Origin of the sequence: Sphingobacterium sp. UBA7038, from assembly GCF_002494055.1 — a bacterium.
GTDB lineage: Bacteria > Bacteroidota > Bacteroidia > Sphingobacteriales > Sphingobacteriaceae > Sphingobacterium > Sphingobacterium multivorum.
This window is the reverse complement of the sequence record NZ_DLAV01000021.1, coordinates 55,128-73,695: the sequence shown is the minus strand read 5'-3', so window position 1 is coordinate 73,695 and position 18,568 is coordinate 55,128. Positions and strand designations below refer to the sequence as shown.

At 39.6% G+C, this 18,568-nt stretch carries 17 protein-coding genes; 4 read left to right on the top strand and 13 right to left on the bottom strand.

What is annotated here, in order from left to right:
- The first annotated feature begins 114 nt into the window (after positions 1 to 114).
- Together B3H30_RS14645 and B3H30_RS14640 are read left to right on the top strand one after the other, a co-directional pair.
- A complete protein-coding gene (locus B3H30_RS14645) occupies positions 115 to 1,023 on the top strand; it encodes a helix-turn-helix domain-containing protein (RefSeq protein WP_070565429.1) in 909 nt (302 codons plus the stop codon).
- Between the two features lie 82 nt (positions 1,024 to 1,105).
- Positions 1,106 to 2,107 carry an aldo/keto reductase gene (locus tag B3H30_RS14640; protein ID WP_070565431.1) on the top strand — a complete coding sequence of 334 codons (1,002 nt, stop codon included), beginning with the start codon at positions 1,106 to 1,108 and terminating at the stop codon, positions 2,105 to 2,107.
- A 127-nt stretch (positions 2,108 to 2,234) separates the two neighbouring features.
- Here the strand turns inward: B3H30_RS14640 and B3H30_RS14635 are convergent, their stop codons facing one another.
- The 9 genes from B3H30_RS14635 to B3H30_RS14600 form a co-directional block, all read right to left on the bottom strand.
- Complete coding sequence (locus B3H30_RS14635; RefSeq protein WP_070565433.1) at positions 2,235 to 3,971, bottom strand: HAMP domain-containing sensor histidine kinase; 1,737 nt, start codon at positions 3,969 to 3,971, stop codon at positions 2,235 to 2,237.
- A gap of 24 nt (positions 3,972 to 3,995) precedes the next feature.
- A complete protein-coding gene (locus tag B3H30_RS14630; RefSeq protein ID WP_070565435.1) occupies positions 3,996 to 5,117 on the bottom strand; it encodes a histidine kinase in 1,122 nt (373 codons plus the stop codon).
- A gap of 61 nt (positions 5,118 to 5,178) precedes the next feature.
- Complete coding sequence (locus B3H30_RS14625; protein ID WP_070565437.1) at positions 5,179 to 6,264, bottom strand: porin; 1,086 nt, start codon at positions 6,262 to 6,264, stop codon at positions 5,179 to 5,181.
- 47 nt (positions 6,265 to 6,311) lie between these two features.
- On the bottom strand, positions 6,312 to 6,878 hold the full coding sequence (locus B3H30_RS14620; RefSeq protein WP_070565439.1) for a K(+)-transporting ATPase subunit C: 567 nt from the start codon (positions 6,876 to 6,878) through the stop codon (positions 6,312 to 6,314).
- A gap of 25 nt (positions 6,879 to 6,903) precedes the next feature.
- Positions 6,904 to 8,913: a potassium-transporting ATPase subunit KdpB gene (gene kdpB, locus B3H30_RS14615; protein WP_070565441.1), complete on the bottom strand. Its 2,010-nt coding sequence runs from the start codon at positions 8,911 to 8,913 to the stop codon at positions 6,904 to 6,906.
- 26 nt (positions 8,914 to 8,939) lie between these two features.
- Positions 8,940 to 10,625, bottom strand: coding sequence for a potassium-transporting ATPase subunit KdpA (gene kdpA / locus B3H30_RS14610; protein ID WP_070565443.1), 1,686 nt, complete (start codon positions 10,623 to 10,625; stop codon positions 8,940 to 8,942).
- A gap of 141 nt (positions 10,626 to 10,766) precedes the next feature.
- On the bottom strand, positions 10,767 to 10,844 hold the full coding sequence (locus tag B3H30_RS24895) for a potassium-transporting ATPase subunit F (protein ID WP_084823209.1): 78 nt from the start codon (positions 10,842 to 10,844) through the stop codon (positions 10,767 to 10,769).
- Positions 10,845 to 11,222: a DUF7674 family protein gene (locus B3H30_RS14605; RefSeq protein WP_070565445.1), complete on the bottom strand. Its 378-nt coding sequence runs from the start codon at positions 11,220 to 11,222 to the stop codon at positions 10,845 to 10,847.
- A 27-nt stretch (positions 11,223 to 11,249) separates the two neighbouring features.
- Complete coding sequence (locus B3H30_RS14600) at positions 11,250 to 11,372, bottom strand: hypothetical protein (RefSeq protein WP_256604641.1); 123 nt, start codon at positions 11,370 to 11,372, stop codon at positions 11,250 to 11,252.
- Positions 11,373 to 12,055: 683 nt separating this feature from the next.
- Between B3H30_RS14600 and B3H30_RS14595 the strand changes: the two genes are divergently transcribed.
- Positions 12,056 to 12,787 carry a 3-keto-disaccharide hydrolase gene (locus B3H30_RS14595; protein WP_070565677.1) on the top strand — a complete coding sequence of 244 codons (732 nt, stop codon included), beginning with the start codon at positions 12,056 to 12,058 and terminating at the stop codon, positions 12,785 to 12,787.
- Between the two features lie 91 nt (positions 12,788 to 12,878).
- Here B3H30_RS14595 and B3H30_RS14590 read toward each other — a convergent pair whose 3' ends face one another.
- The 4 genes from B3H30_RS14590 to B3H30_RS14575 form a co-directional block, all read right to left on the bottom strand.
- Positions 12,879 to 13,349 (bottom strand): hypothetical protein, encoded by a 471-nt coding sequence (locus B3H30_RS14590; RefSeq protein WP_070565447.1) that lies wholly within the window; start codon positions 13,347 to 13,349, stop codon positions 12,879 to 12,881.
- A gap of 165 nt (positions 13,350 to 13,514) precedes the next feature.
- Entirely contained in the window at positions 13,515 to 13,832 is a 318-nt protein-coding gene (locus B3H30_RS14585; RefSeq protein WP_046674567.1) for a DMT family transporter, read from the bottom strand.
- Between the two features lie 77 nt (positions 13,833 to 13,909).
- A complete protein-coding gene (locus tag B3H30_RS14580; protein ID WP_070565449.1) occupies positions 13,910 to 14,467 on the bottom strand; it encodes a Crp/Fnr family transcriptional regulator in 558 nt (185 codons plus the stop codon).
- Between the two features lie 17 nt (positions 14,468 to 14,484).
- Complete coding sequence (locus tag B3H30_RS14575) at positions 14,485 to 14,997, bottom strand: DUF4269 domain-containing protein (protein ID WP_175441984.1); 513 nt, start codon at positions 14,995 to 14,997, stop codon at positions 14,485 to 14,487.
- Positions 14,998 to 15,279: 282 nt separating this feature from the next.
- Between B3H30_RS14575 and B3H30_RS14570 the strand changes: the two genes are divergently transcribed.
- Positions 15,280 to 18,546: a TonB-dependent receptor gene (locus B3H30_RS14570; RefSeq protein WP_070565453.1), complete on the top strand. Its 3,267-nt coding sequence runs from the start codon at positions 15,280 to 15,282 to the stop codon at positions 18,544 to 18,546.
- Positions 18,547 to 18,568 lie beyond the last annotated feature (22 nt).

Below are 18,568 nucleotides of genomic sequence, written 5' to 3'. Positions count from 1 at the left end.
TTATTTAGGACACATATGATAAAATACCATTAGCTAACCAAAAATTGGAATTCATTTTTGAGAAACTGATCCATTTATGACCTAGGATTGTTTCACTTTTTTTAATTTAGTGATATGAAATCAGCCGAAAGTGTAACAGATTTTTACAAAAGGCAACCAGGTTTAACTAATTTGGATTTGCCGCTAAATAATACCGGAATTGGGCATTTCAATGTTTTCAGTAGAGAATCCTGTACCGTCGTATCTCCGTACAATCGCCGTGATTTTTATAAAACCTCCCTTATTATAGGGCGTGGAAAACTATATTACGCAGATAAGTGGATACAAATCGATAAACCGGCCATGTTATTTGCGAATCCGGTTGTCCCCTATGCTTGGGAACCGGAATCCTCAGAACAATCAGGATGGTATTGTATATTTACAGAGGAATTTATACAGCATAGTGAACGGATAGAAAGTCTAAAAGACTCCCCGCTGTTCAAGATAGGCAGCAATCCGATCTATTTTCCGGATGAAACACAATTAGCAGAAATTTCTGCAATCTTCCAGAAGATGGTAGTTGAAATGAACTCAAGCTACGTTCATAAAGATGATATGTTGCGAAGTTATCTACATCTTCTAATTCATGAAACCATGAAATCGAGTCCCGCAGCGAGTTTTGGATCTTATACCAACGCTTCAACCAGGGTATCGGGACTATTTCTTGAGCTGTTAGAAAGACAATTTCCAATCAATACCCTTCAGCTTAGCCTACAGTTGAAAAGCCCTGCAGATTATGCTCATGCGCTTTCGGTTCATATCAATCACCTCAACAGGTCGGTAAAAGAAGCCACAGGCAAAACCACCAGTACACACATTGCAAACCGTGTGGCCCAAGAAGCCAAAGCTTTGTTGTTGCATACCAATTGGAATATATCGGATATTGCCTACAGCCTAGGATTTGAATATCCTTCCTATTTCACCAATTTCTTCAAAAAGCAAACGGGGATGTCCCCAAACCAAGTCCGAAGCGGTACTGTTTGAATTGTATAACAATCTGTTTGATTGTCTTAACTCCCTTCGTTTATTCCATGTATACTTTTGTATTAAACAAAATATCATTATTATGAAATATAGAAATCTTGGAACAACAAATGAAAAACTCTCTGCGATTGGATTAGGTTGTATGGGAATGAGCTTTGCATACGGACCTACGGACGAGAAAGAGAGTATTGCTACATTGGAAAGAGCATTGGACCTAGGCATTAATTTTTGGGATACCGCAGATATGTACGGCAACGGTGCCAATGAGGAGCTTATTTCAAAAGTACTTGTTCCCAACCGTGACAAAGTTTTTATTGCAACAAAATTTGGGTTTCGCTTTAAAGATGAAGTAGCAGGTCCAAGTGGTACGGCAAACACCTACTTCGATGGCTCGCCCGAATGGATAAAATTAGCGGTGGAAAAAAGTTTAAAACGCCTTGGAATAGATACCATAGATCTTTATTATGCACATCGCGTAGATCCCAATATTCCCATCGAAGAGACCGTAGGCGCTATGGCGGAATTGGTTAAAGAAGGAAAAGTGAGGTATCTTGGCTTAAGCGAAGCATCCCCCGCCTCAATCATCAAAGCAAATGCCGTACACCCTATAGCTGCTTTACAGAGCGAATATTCGCTCCTTACACGCGATGTAGAAAAAGAAATCCAAAAGACTGTACGTCAATTGGGGATAAGTTTAATTCCTTATGCACCGCTAGCGCGTGGATTATTTTCAAATTCTTTAAATCTAGAAAATCTCGCTTCGGACGACTTTAGAAGAACCTTACCGCGTAATCAAGGCGAACATGCTTTGAACAATGCACAATTGGTCGCCGACTTCTCTCTACTGGCAAAAGATAAAAACTGTAGTCCTATACAGCTCGCTTTAGCGTGGGTACTGGCACAGGGAAATGACATCATTCCCATTCCAGGAACTAAAAAAAGAAAATACCTGGAAGAAAATGTGGGCGCCCTTGACATACAATTATCGAATGATGATTTAAAAACAATCGATGAAATACTCCATAAATACCCTAATATCGGAGCTCGATACAGCGAAGGTGCTATGGCTTTAGTTAACCATTAATCCATTTTTGAGATTATGAGTGGCTCGCCGGCACCACTTATAATCTCAAAAACTGTTCTCACCTTATCCAACTTTGTCGTGTTGTCATAATACACTATAGGAACAGATACGATCCGATTAGTATGTATTAATTATCGGGAATAGCAGTACGTAATGAAAAATAGAAAGAACTTCCTGCGCCATAATCACTTTCAACACCAATCTCGCCTCCTTGCGCTTCTATAAACTCTTTACTAATACTTAAACCAAGTCCTGTTCCACCTTTTTTGGACCCTGGTACACGGAAGTAGCGTGCAAATATTTTATCCAGATATTTAGGCTCGATCCCCTGCCCGCTGTCGGTAACGATAAATTTTGTTTTAAGTTCGTTATTTTCCACCCCTATACGAATGACCGAATCTTCATGCGAGTAACGTATCGCATTGGAAAGAAAATTGGTAAGAACCCAGGCAGTTTTCTCATTGTCAGCAAAGATAGCTTTCACTTTGGGATCTACCTCGATAACAAAGTGTATATTTTTTTGATTCGCAGCAAATTGATTCGCCATGATAGCATATTCAATAATAGGCTGTATTTCTGTCGTATGTAAGTTAATTTGGATGGAACCACTTTCAACCTGGGTCATATTTAACAGTTCACCGGTTATTTGAAGCAGTCGGTTAGAATCCTCTTTTATTCCGTTTAACAAGGTGAGCTGTTCGGTATTCAGATGGCCTATTTGTTCATTTTCCAGCAATTGAACCCCCATCTGAATCGCAGCAATAGGTGTTTTGAACTCGTGAGAAACGGTGCCGATAAAGTTTGTTTTTGCAAGATCAAGTTCCTTAAATGGCGTAATATTCTTTAGGATAACCACCTGCCCAATAAACTTTGATTCCAGTTCACCAGTCGGCAAAACATTGATATCGATAACATCTTTCTCAAAATAGCTTTCTCTATCGTCCGCATAAATTTTAACAGCATTCTTTTCACGTTGCTCCACGGGAAGGAACAGGTCTTTAAAAATATCTTTAGCAAGATCATTTTCATCTGAAACCGCCAAAGCAGATCTTCCGAGAAGTTGATCTTTATGTAGATTGGTGATGCGAAGCGCTTCCTCGTTGACAAAAATAACACGTCGCTCTTCGTCGAAGCCTATCACCGGATCATGCATATGATCCACAAGAGACTCGATTCGACTTTTTTCCTTTAAAATTTTTTCAAGTTTACTTTCAGCGTATTCTTCAAGTTTCTCTGCCATGGAATTGAATGAAGCGACGAGTTCAGCAAACTCACCTCCGCTCTGTACCTGAATTCGTTCTTTGTAGTTCTGTCCTGCAATCTGTCGAATACTCGCTGTCAATTTTGCTATGGGATCAGCTATATTGGACGGCAAATTGACCAGCAATATAAAAGCAATAATAAAACAGAGTGCCCCAGCAAATGAAATGACCAAAATTGCATGTTCTGCGGTGCGATCCGCAACAATACTCTTCCTAGAAATTGCCGTCATATTTTGCTCCATTAACAAAGCAATATCCTTTCTGATGGACGAGATGATAGTGATGTCTAAGGGCTTATATTTCAGTTTTAAAAAATGTTCAGCAATCGCGTTCGTTGTTTGTTGCTCTCCGACTTCAGTAACATTTCTCCGTTGTTTGTCAAGGTTGACCTCGAAGTTCTTAAAAGCAGTTTTTTCAACAGGAATTTCCTCCAAAGCCAATAACATATTCTTGGCATACAGCAGCGTGTTGTAATTTGCTGTCAATATATTTGCGGTATCCTTTTTTAACCGGTTTACATACCAGCCGCTTAAAGTGGCGAGTAGAAAGATCATGAGAAAAAGTGATCCTACACCAAAGGTAAGTTTCGTTTTTATTTTCATCTTATTCACAATTTACCTTTATCATTATGACAATATAATCAGGTCGATATCTTCGGTCGACAGTTGCGTCAGCAATTTGCTAAATGTATCCTTAGCAAGTAACATCCTTAAAAGAGATAATCGTGGTTTACCAATACAAACTGTGGTGATCTTGCGGAGCTCGCACAAAGCGATAATCTCTTTTGCCACACTATGACTTTCCACTTTGATAATTTCACCACCAAGTTCTGTCGCCAGCTTAAAGTTATTGATCAGGTGTCGCTGTTTATTTAAGGCTATCCGATCGCCACGCTCTTTTGGCAACTGTACATACAGCAGAAACCAACTGCTATTGTAATATCCTGCTAAGCGCGCTGTTTTTCTGATCACGTTTTTTGCTTTTATTTCATTGGAACTTATACAAGCCAGGAAACGCTCCTTTCGTACCCATCGTTGAGGTTGAACTTCGATCTCCACTTTACGTTGAACCTGGGAAGCCACTTCTTTCAACGCCATTTCCCGCAATTGCAAGATATGTTCGCTTTTAAAGAAGTTTTGAAGTGCTGCCTGAATTTTTGAAGCGTCATAGATCTTGCCCTCTTTTAGGCGGATGATAAGTTCTTCTGCAGTAAGGTCAATGTTAACGACTTCATCGGCGGAATCAATAACACTGTCAGGGACACGTTCTTGTACTTCAACCCCTGTAATCGCTTTAACCTCCTCGTTTAAACTCTCAATATGCTGGATATTTACAGCGCTGATCACATTAATCCCGGCTTCCAGAATCTCCATAACATCCTGCCACCTTTTGGTATTTTTGCTACCTTCAATATTGGTATGTGCCAGCTCATCGATAATGACTACCTCAGGATGTGAATTCAAAACAGCATAAAGATCCAGTTCCTCTAACTGTTTGCCTTTATAAAAAAGATGGCGTCGGGCTATAACGGGTAGACCATCCAGCAATTGATGGGTTTCCTTCCGATTATGTGTCTCAATATAGCCAATACGCACATCGATTCCTCCCTGTAAAAGTGTATGGGCATCCTGTAACATGCGGTAAGTTTTTCCGACGCCTGCACTCATGCCGATATAAAGTTTGAAGCGACCTCTTCTCGATTTTCGGATAAGGTCCAAAAAGTGTTCAGCGCTTTTCCTTTCTTCCATTTTTATTGCCTTTCATTTCAGAAAGTCCCTGCCGATCCAACACACGACAGGAACGATTGTTTTAAAAACTAACTGTAAGTGCTGTGACAGCCGTCAAACTATTTTTCACCAACTTATTTGTCCGATCAAGGAAAATAGCATCTTTATTGGTGAGATTACGTAGTTCCGTGCGCCAAACGACATTGGGAAGAATTGCATAATCTGCATTTAAAGAATAGCCAAACGTTTGAAAACCTTGATCTGTCGTAGTCGAAACGATTACACCATGCTTATCGTTGTAATATTCTCCTCTTGCTGTTAAGCTAAATTTTTCGGTCGTCGCATATCGTGCAATTAACACAGGCGTGTACCATACATTGTACGTTGAGCTACCTTTTGCTTTTTGTTCCGCTCCAATATCAAATCCGAATGTAATTCCCAGCTTTTCATTCATTTGATAAATGGCATATAGATTATGAAAATAGCGCATCTGTCTGACGCTATCCGCTTTATCACTGCCAATAAAAGAACCACTATTGATAGTCCATTTAGCTGTCGGTTTATAGACTAATTGATGTCCAAATGCAGGTAAACTGCTACCATCCACCCGTTGAATCCGCTGCCATCCGTTTAAAATAAGCCCGCTTAAAAATAGTTTTCCTGATGCGGATGTATAGGATATTTTTGCGCCGGTTTCAAAATAAGGGGAATTATCAGCAAAAATACTCCTTGTTACAGTCCAATTATCCTTTCCTATAGCGCTTTCAAAGCCCAAATGGGAAGAAAATATTCCAGCATCGATCCATAAATTATGTTTTTTCGAGATACGAACACCGGCATTCGCTTCGTAAATATTTTTTAAGACACCGGGTTCCGCACTGTAGTTCGCATTCATATATGTACCGACACCAAAAGCAAGATTTGCACGTGTATTGGTTGTTTCGTACGCAGCTTTTAAAAGTGCCAAGTTTATGTTTACTTCATTTGTTCTGTTGTGACTATATACAAAGCCTGGGCGTGTATTTCCAATTGGGTTGTTAAAGTCCCGAAGGTAATATGCTTCAAGGTAACCACTGATAGACAATTGGGTATTTTGAGTTGTATCTTGCTGTGCAAATAATTGTGTTGCTCCTGCGAGTAAACAGGCCAACATCGCTAGTTTTTTCATGTATATCGTTCTTGTAAAGTGTAAATCAATGACCCATCAGGTCAATTTTATTTTTCAACCATCTTGTCCAAAGCAATATTTAGTTCAAGGACATTGATTTTGCGAGGTCCAAACATATTCCATAGAGGGGTCTGAACGTGAGCATCAACGAGAGACTGTAAGCTATTTACCGATATACCTCTTGCTTTCGCAACACGATCGATTTGTATTTTTGCGGCCTCTACCGAGATATCTGGATCCAAACCACTGCCACTGGCTGTAACAATGTCTACCGGTACCTGTTCGCGTTTTACGGTGGGATTGTGGACTAAGAACGTATCAATACGGGCCTTAACTTCCGAAAGATATTCCCCATTAGAGGGTCCTTTGTTACTTCCTCCCGATCCTGCTGCATTATAACCAACAGCGGAAGGACGCGACCAGAAGTAATCATCACGCGTAAAGGCCTGTCCAATATTTCTGTAATACTTTTGCCCGTTGTACGCTAGCATTTCCCCTTTTCCATGATTAGGTGCTATCTGAGCTATTGCCCAAACAAGGGCCGGATATACAACTGACAGCAGGAGCAATAAAACTATTGTAATCTTTATTGCTGGATATATATGTGTTTTCATCTTTGCTTTAATTATTAAAAATGTATTAGATAAATAGCGAAACCAGCAGGTCTATGACCTTGATACCAATAAATGGAACGAGCACTCCACCAAGTCCAAAAACGAGCAGGTTTCTCCGTAACAATGCGCTTGTGCCTATAGGTTTGTATGCAACTCCCTTTAATGCCAAAGGAATCAGTAATGGGATAATAATTGCGTTGAAGATGACAGCCGATAGTATGGCGCTTTGTGGACTACTGAGCTGCATAATATTTAAACCTTGAAGTGCCGGTATTGCCGCAATAAACAGGGCCGGAATAATCGCAAAATATTTGGCAACATCGTTTGCAATACTGAATGTTGTCAGCGTACCCCGGGTCATCAACAATTGCTTACCTATCTCCACAACCTCGATCAATTTGGTCGGATCATTGTCGAGATCGACCATATTTCCAGCCTCTTTTGCAGCTTGCGTACCGCTATTCATTGCTACACCAACATCCGCTTGTGCAAGTGCCGGAGCATCGTTTGTACCATCCCCCATCATGGCGACCAATCGCCCGTCAAGCTGTTCTTTTTTGATATAGTTCATCTTGTCTTCGGGTTTCGCTTCGGCGATGAAATCATCCACCCCTGCTTTTTCTGCAATATATTTGGCCGTTAACGGATTGTCTCCTGTCACCATAACAGTCTTAATACCCATTTTTCTCAACCTTTCAAAGCGTTCATGAATCCCGGGTTTTATCACATCCTGCAATTCTATGACACCGAGTACTTGTTCATTCTCGGCTACGACCAATGGGGTCCCCCCATTTTGAGAAATAAGCTTTACGCGCTCATCTATTTCCTGAGGAAATAGATTTCCAGCCTTTACAATGATATTTCGAATAGCATCTGTTGCACCTTTACGAATACGTGTCTGTTCAAAGTCTATTCCCGAGCTACGGGTTTCGGCGGTAAACTTAATGAATGCCGGGTTTTCGACCTTATAGCTCGATGGGTTGACACCAGCCAATTCAACAATTGATTTCCCTTCTGGTGTTTCATCCGCCATGGAGCTCAATGTTGCTGCACGTACCAGCGCTTCTTTCATGACACCATCGGCGGGGTAAAAATTTGTCGCCTTACGATTTCCGATCGTAATGGTTCCAGTTTTATCAAGCAACAAGACATCAATGTCACCCGCCGTTTCAACTGCCTTGCCACTTTTTGTAATAACATTTGCACGAAGTGCGCGATCCATTCCCGCGATACCAATCGCCGATAAAAGACCACCTATTGTCGTTGGAATCAGACAGACAAAAAGTGAAATAAACGAAGCAATGGTGATACCGACATTGGCATAATCCGCAAATGGTTTTAAGGTCACCGTTACGATAATAAAAACAAGTGTAAAACCTGCCAAAAGGATGGTTAAGGCAATCTCGTTAGGTGTTTTTTGGCGGCTTGCCCCTTCGACCAGTGCGATCATCTTATCCAGAAAGCTTTCACCCGGTTCTGTCGTTACCTGCACGACAATTCGATCGGATAAAACCTTGGTGCCACCTGTAACTGAACTTTTATCGCCCCCAGCCTCGCGGATCACCGGTGCTGATTCACCGGTAATTGCACTTTCATCTATTGTCGCCAACCCCTCGATAATTTCCCCATCCAATGGAATTACATCACCAGCCTGACAAACAAAAACATCATTTTTTTTCAATTGAGCGGATGAAACGACCCGACCATCGCGCAGGGTTGCAGGAGTTTCCTCCCGAGTTTTCCGAAGACTATCTGCTTGCGCCTTTCCGCGGGCTTCGGCAATTGCCTCCGCAAAATTGCCAAACAGCAAGGTTAAAAATAGGATAAGAAATACTGTAAAATTATAACCAAGTGTACCTTGTGATTTTTCTCCGGTCATTATCCAAAGACAAACCACGGCCATAATCAACGTCCCGATTTCCACGGTAAACATCACTGGATTACGGAACATTATTTTAGGATTTAGCTTCACGAAAGATTGCTTTAACGCTTGTTGTACAAGCTCTTTCTGAAACAATGTTTGTTGACTGCTCATTTTTAGAATTCTTTAATTTTTACGTATTACATGGAAAAATATTCCGCAATTGGACCCAGTGCCAACGCAGGGAAGAAAGAGAGTGCTGCAATAATCGCGATCACAGCGAATACCATTAAACCGAATGTACTTGTATCAGTTTTTAGCGTTCCCTCGCCTTCAGGTATAAATTTCTTCTCAGCCAATAACCCAGCAATAGCAATTGGGCCTATAATCGGTATAAATCGGCCGAGTAACAATACGATACCTGTCGAAATGTTCCACCAAATGGTATTATCTCCAAGACCTTCAAAACCACTACCATTGTTGGCTGCGGATGAAGTATATTCGTACAATATTTCACTAAAACCATGGAATCCAGGGTTATTCAATGTAGAAGCACCTTGGGCTGGAAATGCTGTCGCAAGTGCTGTACCGACAAGGATTAGAAAAGGATGGGCAAGAGCAACAATCATGGCGATTTTCATTTCGCGCGCTTCAACTTTCTTACCCATAAACTCTGGTGTGCGCCCCACCATCAAGCCACTAATGAAAACGGCGAGTATAATAAAAATGAAGAAATTGAGTATCCCCGCGCCCACACCGCCATAAAAGGCATTCACCATCATGGCTATCAGTTCGTTCATACCAGATAAGGGCATGTAACTATCATGCATAGAATTGACTGATCCCGTCGAAATCATCGTTGTGACAATACTCCAAAAGCCGGATGCTGCGGCACCAATACGTACTTCCTTTCCCTCCATAGCCCCCATAGACGTATCAATACCCATCTGTGCGATCGCTGGATTTCCAGCCATTTCCATTTTTATATTTGGAATCGTCAGGATGATAAACCCAATGGTCATCACGCCAAACATCATCCATGAAAATTTACGCTTGCGAATAAAAAAGCCGAATGCAAATATCATCGCCATCGGGATAATAAACTGGGCAATCATTTCCACCATGTTGGTCAAATAATTGGGAGTTTCGAATGGATGCGCACTGTTCGCACCAAAAAAACCACCTCCATTTGTTCCCAGATGTTTAATTGGAACAAAGGCAGCTACTGGTCCTCGACTTACCTGTACGGTATCTCCAGTAACTGTAATCATACTGTCCTTACCTTCGAATGTCATCGGCATGCCTTGGAACACGAAAATGGCAGCAACCAGGACCGAGATAGGGAGTAAAATGCGGGTGCAAGATTTCACAAAGAAATCGTAAAAATTGCCCAATTGCGTTGTTGTTTTATCCCTAAAAGCTTTAAAAATAACCACTGCAGCAGCCATTCCCACGCCTGCAGTCACGAATTGGAGAAACATGAGCCAAATTTGTCCTAGATAACTCACGCCCGACTCCCCAGAATAGTGTTGGAGATTACAGTTAACCAAAAAGGATATACTGGTATTAAAAGCCAAATCAGCAGTCATTCCAGGATTTCCATCTGGATTTAAAGGCAAACTTCCCATATTCATCAGGATAGCCATACTCAACAGGAACCACACTAGATTAATTGTCAGAAGAGCAACGAGGTGCTGTTGCCAAGTCATCTGAACATTGGGATTAATTCCTGTCACTCGATAAAAAAAACGTTCCAATGGTTGAAACAATGGATCTAACCAGGTCTTTTCGTTACCATATACCTTAGCTATATATTTCCCGAGGGGAAGTCCGAGTAGTAATGTTACGATGAACATCACTATGATTCCAAGAATCTCTGTATTCATTTCTTTAATTGATTTGTATAAAAAGTGTATCATGATCAATCGTCAGCTAACTTTAAGCCCTTCTTTTGACTTCGTAATGCCAAAAGGACTGACTGAAAGCGCAGTTTCATCGCTGACAATGACGAATGAGTAATCTTGTTATTAAAATTTTTCTGGCCTTAAGAGTACATAACAGATGTATGTAAAAACCAGTAGTGCTACAATAAATAAAGCTGTCATTTACTTTGATTTTAGAAGGTTATGGATTTGTTGTCCTTTGAGGACCTCTAAAAATGGTGTTGGTAGCTGGGCTTCGATTTCTGCCCATGCATTGACCGAACTTATACGTCGAAGACCTCCTAAAGATCTAACAAAAAGATTTTCCAAAATGTATTTTACATAATTGTTTCCTCGTCCATAAATCATTCCGAGAAAATGAATATGCTGGCAGATTTTGTCCGTGCTTTGCAGTACTATTAAGCTCCGAAGATGATTAATAACAGCCTGTAAAGCTCCTGCAAAATTGTGCTTCCGTAATAGGAAACTAATCTCTGATCGGATTTCTTTGTAATGGAGCGCCATATACAGACCTGCACCGTATTGATTTAATTTTTTCATGTTGTTCGTAAAACTATGTATCAAAATCTACCCGATATAGAGTTGAAAAATCATTGCAATAATCAATACCACTACGATGACCTTCGCTATACGGTCGCCCGACACATTATGAGCGGAACCTCTGCCTTTATTTTCTTGCTTCTCTTTCATATTATTTATTTTATATTTTGCCGAAAAAGTCGACCATTTTATAGAATAACCAGAAGAAAAATAGTCCAGTTATGATGAGTATGATTGTTATTACCATTGTTAAACTTTATTAGTGACTTGCGATTTCATTTTTTAAACTTGAATTTAATACTAGTAGCTTTGCCGATCGTCCCCCTCGGCGGACTCTTACCACATACTTTTCTTTTCCGTCCTGTTTTCATATTTACATTCATTTGTCCCCATAAGCCAAATCCTGTTCCACTGTACCGAAAAACATCATAAAACGCTATTAATCAGATGATATAAAAAAATAAGTGACAAAATAGAATTGGAGAATCCTATCATTTTGATAAGGTTATTTTATCAAAATGAGAATGACTATGCTGAAAATGTGATCAAATCATTATAATGTGTACCTTGTCATCTATGCTTGAAAGGTGACCAAAAAAGTATAGACGGCTTGAGCCGATTTATCTTTTAAAATGATGGGCCAGCACATTTTAAAAATTCATGAATGAATGGGAGAATATGTGAACCTCGGGATAAGTATTAGCAGAAGCACTATGTAACAAATTTGCAAAGGAATATGAAATTGTCTCCAAAAGTTCACATTAAAAATTATTTTAGGGAATACATATTGGTTGGGAAAACGTATTAAAAAGACACTTATAAAAATAAAAACAATGATAAACTTAAACCTTTTCAAAAAAATCACCTTATGGGTCTTTCTGGGCTGTATTTTACTCTCCTGTCAAAATGAAAAAAGCAGTCCCAATACATTGACAGAAGAAGAGCAACGTAATGGCTGGCAACTTTTATTTGATGGTAACACGCTCAACAATTGGCATACGTACAATAATAGCAAAAATGCGCCTACGGCCTGGATTGTAAAAAATGGAACAATTTACTGTGACCCAAACAGTGAAAGCCAAAAATACGACTTGGTATCGGACAAAGAGTATAAAAATTATGAGTTTAAGTTTGAATGGAAGCTGGAAAAAGAGGGAAATAGTGGCGTTTTTGTCAACGTACAGGAAAGACCCGATATTAATGCGACCTACCATTCTGGACCGGAGTACCAACTGTTGGCAGATTCCCATCCTGATTTTGATAAACCGCTAAAGCGTTCGGGCTGTCTTTATACATTTCTACCGCAACAAAACTTTGTCAACATTAAAACGCAAGATGATTGGAATGAATCCAGTATCGTTCAGAAAGATGGAAAAATTACATTCTTCCTAAATGGAAAAATCACCGCTGAAATGGATTTTAATTCAGCTAAATGGAAAGATTTAGTAAAGCATAGTAATTTCAAAGATTATCCGGAGTTTGGTAAGCATATCAATGGGAAATTAGCACTGCAGGATTGGTCGAGAGGCGTATCGTTTAGAAATCTAAAAATAAAGCTTTTATAAAAAAAGTCCTTCAGATATGCGAAGGACTTGGACGCTAAAACAAAAAATTGTTTTAGCGTCTCGATTATAAAAAATATCGCAAGAAGTATTACTACCGCCATTCAATTCTTGTATCTATCCAAAAACAATCCCTATTCCGCCGAAATAGATCTTCTGGTCTTTGGTGATTGTAGATGAGTTCTTCCAACGCATTAAAATTATAGCGAAACATATCTTCATCCTTTGACTGAATAGGGCGCAAAATTGAATCTTCATCATCGATAAAAATATCGGATTCGAAAATATTGATTTGATGCGTATTCACCCAAGCAATTGCCATTTCCTTACTCATTCGTTCCAATGCTTTGGTCGTTTCCTGATATTGTTTCATTTCCCAGGGAAGATCTTCCGGATAATGCGAAGCAATATAGTCTTGGTACGCTTTTATATCACCTTCACGGAGACATTCATTGCGAAGCAAAAGTCTTGTCGTGTCCCGAGCAAAGCTAACATACTCCGGCCGCATAAATAGGCCGTACCTTTTACTATACAATTCTATTTTTTCTGCTAGTTCTTGCCTCATAATTTGATTATCAAGCAAAAATCATCCCAACCTACTCTTTTATAAGGAGTTTTGATTAAAAAAGTGCGTTTCAAACGACTTTGAACATTCTAGTCAAGCAAATTGAGCTCACCTTTATAATTTATTTAAATCTTCCCTAACATAAATAGCATTTCCTGTGGCTTTTTAGAATATTTTTAAACCGATAATTCCAGCGACGATCAATGTTGCTGAAAGGAGCCTAAATATATTGGCAGAATCTCCGAAAAAAAAGATTCCAACAATCAATGTTCCCACAGCTCCCAAACCTGTCCATACGGCATAAGCTGTACCGATAGGAATTGCCTTTTGAGCGTAAAACAATAATCCTCCACTAATGCTCATAGAAACAATAGCCAATATGATCCAACCCAATTTATTTGAATCTGGCTGTTGAGCCATTTTTAATCCGAGCGGCCAGCCAATTTCAAAAATGCCAGCGATGATCAATGCAATCCAATTCATTTTCAATAGTTTAAATTTCTACAGCAAAGATAATCGCTAAATGAGGGGCATTTTTTGACTTATATCAAAATCGTACCTTATCGCCGGATCCGACTAAGTGTTTCTTGTGTAATCCCCAAATATGATGCAATATGACCGAGATTAATTCTATTTAACAAATTTGGCTGTAAGCGTATGAGCGATTGATATCGTTCTACTGCAGATTCGGTATGCAGCGACATAATCCGTTCTTCAAGAATAATACAAACCTCCTCGGCAATCTTCCGACCGATAAGATTTAGTTCAGGATAAATTCTATACAATTCATTTAAATCGTCTACAGAAATAGCATAGATCTCGGAATCTTCAAGAAGCTGAATATTTTCAAAAGAGGGTTTTTCAGTATAAACGGGTAAAATCGATCCAAAAATCTGGTTTTCCTCACCAAACCAGCTGTTCATTTCACGTCCGTTTTTAAAAAAATAAGCTCGTAGTAATCCTGTACTTAAAACAAAATAGCTGGATAAATGCTGCCCTTCTCTCAAAAAATGCTCGCCCTTTTTCTTAAAGAAATAACGCGTTCTATTTTCTACCGCTTTCTCAATTGCTTCATTGAGATAGCCATATTTTTTGAACTGTTCAACTAGGGGATTCATTCTATTATAGATTAAAATCATTCATAGTTCATCGTGTTATCTGCTGGATTATACTTTAGAAGTTCTGTATATGCATCGCCTTCAATTCCCAATAGCTGACAAAATGCAGGCTCAGTTTTTATCCCACTCCTCTTGAGCTGTCTGACCTGTTCAGCGAATTCTCCACCCCTCAATTGAATAATTTCATGCTCTTTAAGCATATGTAAGTATCCACTCTGAATTTCAGTTGCTTTATCCGTTGCATAAATTTCAAAAAGCTGCTCTTCAATCGTGAAACGGCAGATGATTACACGATCGGCCGGCCGCTGTAACCGAAAATGTGCATGTTTCGAAAAATTAAGAGACAGCATTTCTTCAAGAGCATCAAAATCGTCGACACAAAGAATAATGTCTATATCACTCCCACCCACATCTAGCTGAATCGGTATCGTACCAACTACAATCGGATCATAAGCATCAAGAAGAGTAGTAATTTGATAGTCAGTCAATAACCGATAGGCTTTTTTCTGCACGTCGTTTCCAAACTTCAAATAATCTATGTTTTTAAAATTTATGGTCATAAGTAACGATAAAATCCAATCCGGTTAGATAGGTTTGAATATACTAAACAACAAAAGAAAAAACGTAAACATAATCAAAATTAAAAAATAGCCGCAAGCAAGATTGGACTGAATTATCAATAATAAAAAACGGTTTATACCTACGACAGTGGAAACCGTTAAATAATATTTACTTAACACAAAATCAATACTACTCTCCTACCTTTATCGCGGTTTAAAAATCACCTAGTCATTTAAACAGCTACAAAACAAATGAGAAAACATTTGATTACCAGCATTTTGCTAAGCACAATCGGTACCTCACTTACCTATGCGCAAAATGAAACCACCTCTGCTCTGAATGGAACCGTCAGAGAGGGAAATTCGCCAATCAATGGGGCGACAATTGAAGCCATACATTTACCTTCTGGGACAAAGTACGTTACTTCATCGCGAAGTGATGGACGCTATAATCTCCCCAATATGAGAATTGGTGGCCCTTATCAAATCACTGTAACTTATCTTGGGCATTCACCCAATATCAAGCAGATCGAGAAACTGGCTTTGGGACAAAGCTCAACATTAGATATTCAGATGCAGTCCGCATCGCAAGTATTGGATGAAGCTGTCGTTGTAGGTACGAGACAGGGCAAAGTCTTCAACTCCGGCCGAACAGGTGCGGCACAAAACATTTCCCGCACAGCGATTCAAAATCTACCCACACTCAATCGAAGCTTTACAGACTTTGTCAAACTGACCCCTCAATTTTCGATGCAGTACGGTAATCCTTCTTTTGCAGGAAGAAGCAACCTTGCCAATAACTTTACCATCGATGGCGCGCTATTTAACAACGCGTTTGGACTACAAGGAACCATCGGAAGCCAAACAAACTCGCAACCTATCAATATGGATGCCTTTGAGGAGATTTCAGTAAACATTGCTCCTTATGACGTAAGACAAAATGGTTTTACCGGTGCTGCAATCAATGCCGTAACAAGAAGTGGTACCAACGAAGTACAAGGTTCGTTAAATTATTATTTCAGAAATCAGAATTTAGTCAACAAATACAATTCGGCCGGACTAAGAGCACCAGTCAACAACTTCAGCTTAAAAGGCTATGGTTTTACCGTGGGGGGACCAATTATCAAAAACAAGCTATTCTTTTTTGCAAGCGGCGAGCTTGAGCGAAGAACAGACCCAGGAACAAATTTTATAGCTTCACGCGGAGGAAATACGGGGCCGAATGTTTCAACCGTATCTGCGGAGAAACTTGATGAGCTAGCCAACTACCTTAAATCGATCGGGTATAATCCTGGATCTTATCAAGATTATCCTTTGGATACACGCAGTGACAAATTTTCCGTTAAATTAGATTACAATATCGATCAAAAAAATACCTTAAGCGCTAAATATTTCTACTTTCGTTCCTATCGCGACATCTTACCGTCCAATAGTGGTGCGCCCAAAAATAATCGGCAACCGTCCAACCTTGGCCTACCTTTCAGCTCAGCAGGCTACGGTATAAACAACAACATGGACAATGTGAATTTAGAATTACGTACGCGTATCAGTAGCAAATATTCTAATTCATTGACCGTAGGATACAATGTCATGAACGACTATAGAGAGTCGAAAGGTGGCCAACCATTTCCTTTGGTAGACATCATGAACCCCGACGGTAGTAGCATGACAGCATTTGGTTACGAACCATTTACAGCATTTAATAGCTTAAAGACGAAGGTATTTCAAGCAACCAACAACTTTAATATTTATGCCGGAAAGCATGAGATTACCTTGGGAGCCAATTTTGAAAATTACAAAACCACCAATGGATTTGCACCGAACTATTATGGAGCCTATACATTTGCCAGTTTAGATGACTTCTACAACTCTGCAAAAAATAATGTTTCCAACGCAACCAAATACCAAATCCAATATTCTGTTTTACCTGATGGGTCATTTCCTTATGCAGAAATTTCAGCACGTATGTTTGGTCTATATGCACAGGATACCTATGCTGTAAATGATCATTTTAAATTGACTGCTGGATTGAGAGCCGATTTGACTAACATATCATCCCCCAATGAACTGAAAAATGATAATGTAACCAAGTTGAATTTTGATCAAGGTGAAAAGATCGATGTATCAAAATATCCAAAGAGTGCAATTCTTTGGTCGCCACGAATTGGATTTAATTGGAATGTCAATGGAACAAATCAAACGCAGGTACGTGGTGGATCGGGAATCTTTACGGGTCGTCCGCCATTAGTATGGATTTCTAATCAGGCCGGCAATAATGGTGTTATGTTTGGTTCTGAATCTATTAATAATCCTACAAACCGCCCATTTACACCTGATGTAGATGCTTATCGCAATGTGAACCACCAAACTGCAGCCAACAACTCGAGTTATAACTTGGCGGTAACGGATAATAACTTCAAATTTATGCAGCTTTGGAGAACGAACCTTGCCATTGACCAAAAATTACCAGGCGGTGTTATTGGTACTTTTGAAGCCATGTATTCAAAAGATATCAATTCGGTCTATTTCCGTAACGTCAATCTAAATACGACGGACGGTAAAGCTTTAGTTGGTGCCGATAACCGTATGCGTTACAATACTCCACGTATTTATGGTGCTGCTCAACCTACTCCCGAAAATCCGAATATTTCCGACGCCATTGTGATGTCCAATACATCAAAAGGTTATAGTTATACCTTGACAGGAACATTGTCGAAAGAGTTCAAAGGTGGATTTTTTGCAAATATCGGTTATACCTATACAGATTCAAGATCTGTGAACGATGGAGGATCTATTGCTCAATCCATGTGGCGTGATCGCTATGTGTCGGGTAATCCAAATAGCGCTGACCTATCTTATTCAACTTATTTGGTTAAAAATAGATTTATTGCCAACTTCTCTTACCGTAAAGAATACCTGGATCATTTAGGAACGACATTCTCCTTATTTTATCAACTGCAGGACGGGCCTCGCTACTCTTATACTTATGGCGGTGACCTGAACAATGATGGTTTGTCTGGTAATGACTTGATCTACATTCCAAATAGTAAAGCTGAAATTGCACTTGTTGGCGACAATGTGCAAGACACTCGGACAGCTGATCAATTATGGTCTCAATTGAACGGATACATTAATCAGGACAATTACCTGAACGCGCACAGAGGCCAATACGCGAAACGTAACGCATTGGTAGGAAAAATGATCGGAACACTGGATATCCGCATCGCGCAAGATGTATTTTTAAATACCAGCGGTAAGAAACATCAATTGCAGATTACTTTTGATGTATTTAATTTCGGTAATATGATCAACAAAAGCTGGGGAGTTGCCCAATTTGCCAACAAAGCGAACGGTATCTTAAATTACAAAGGATTGAATGCGCAGGGACAACCAACATTCTCATTCCCGTATTTAGATGCAACAAATCAGATTCCTTTAACCAACACTTTCTCGAACAGTGTGGATGAAACTTCACGCTGGAGAATTCAGCTGGGTGTACGTTACCGATTCAACCAATAAACAAAAAATAACGTAAATTTGA

Bases quoted from the DNA above. Each gene is read 5' to 3' on its own strand.
- B3H30_RS14640 (WP_070565431.1), top strand. From the start codon at position 1,106: ATGAAATATAGAAATCTTGGAACAACAAATGAAAAACTCTCTGCGATT.
- kdpB (WP_070565441.1), bottom strand. From the start codon at position 8,913: ATGAGCAGTCAACAAACATTGTTTCAGAAAGAGCTTGTACAACAAGCG.
- B3H30_RS14595 (WP_070565677.1), top strand. From the start codon at position 12,056: ATGATAAACTTAAACCTTTTCAAAAAAATCACCTTATGGGTCTTTCTG.
- kdpA (WP_070565443.1), bottom strand. From the start codon at position 10,625: ATGAATACAGAGATTCTTGGAATCATAGTGATGTTCATCGTAACATTA.
- B3H30_RS14570 (WP_070565453.1), top strand. From the start codon at position 15,280: ATGAGAAAACATTTGATTACCAGCATTTTGCTAAGCACAATCGGTACC.
- B3H30_RS14635 (WP_070565433.1), bottom strand. From the start codon at position 3,971: ATGAAAATAAAAACGAAACTTACCTTTGGTGTAGGATCACTTTTTCTC.
- B3H30_RS14625 (WP_070565437.1), bottom strand. From the start codon at position 6,264: ATGAAAAAACTAGCGATGTTGGCCTGTTTACTCGCAGGAGCAACACAA.
- B3H30_RS14585 (WP_046674567.1), bottom strand. From the start codon at position 13,832: ATGAATTGGATTGCATTGATCATCGCTGGCATTTTTGAAATTGGCTGG.
- B3H30_RS14605 (WP_070565445.1), bottom strand. From the start codon at position 11,222: ATGAAAAAATTAAATCAATACGGTGCAGGTCTGTATATGGCGCTCCAT.
- B3H30_RS14590 (WP_070565447.1), bottom strand. From the start codon at position 13,349: ATGAGGCAAGAACTAGCAGAAAAAATAGAATTGTATAGTAAAAGGTAC.
- B3H30_RS24895 (WP_084823209.1), bottom strand. From the start codon at position 10,844: ATGACAGCTTTATTTATTGTAGCACTACTGGTTTTTACATACATCTGT.
- B3H30_RS14580 (WP_070565449.1), bottom strand. From the start codon at position 14,467: ATGAATCCCCTAGTTGAACAGTTCAAAAAATATGGCTATCTCAATGAA.
- B3H30_RS14600 (WP_256604641.1), bottom strand. From the start codon at position 11,372: ATGAAAGAGAAGCAAGAAAATAAAGGCAGAGGTTCCGCTCATAATGTG.
- B3H30_RS14630 (WP_070565435.1), bottom strand. From the start codon at position 5,117: ATGGAAGAAAGGAAAAGCGCTGAACACTTTTTGGACCTTATCCGAAAA.
- B3H30_RS14645 (WP_070565429.1), top strand. From the start codon at position 115: ATGAAATCAGCCGAAAGTGTAACAGATTTTTACAAAAGGCAACCAGGT.
- B3H30_RS14620 (WP_070565439.1), bottom strand. From the start codon at position 6,878: ATGAAAACACATATATATCCAGCAATAAAGATTACAATAGTTTTATTG.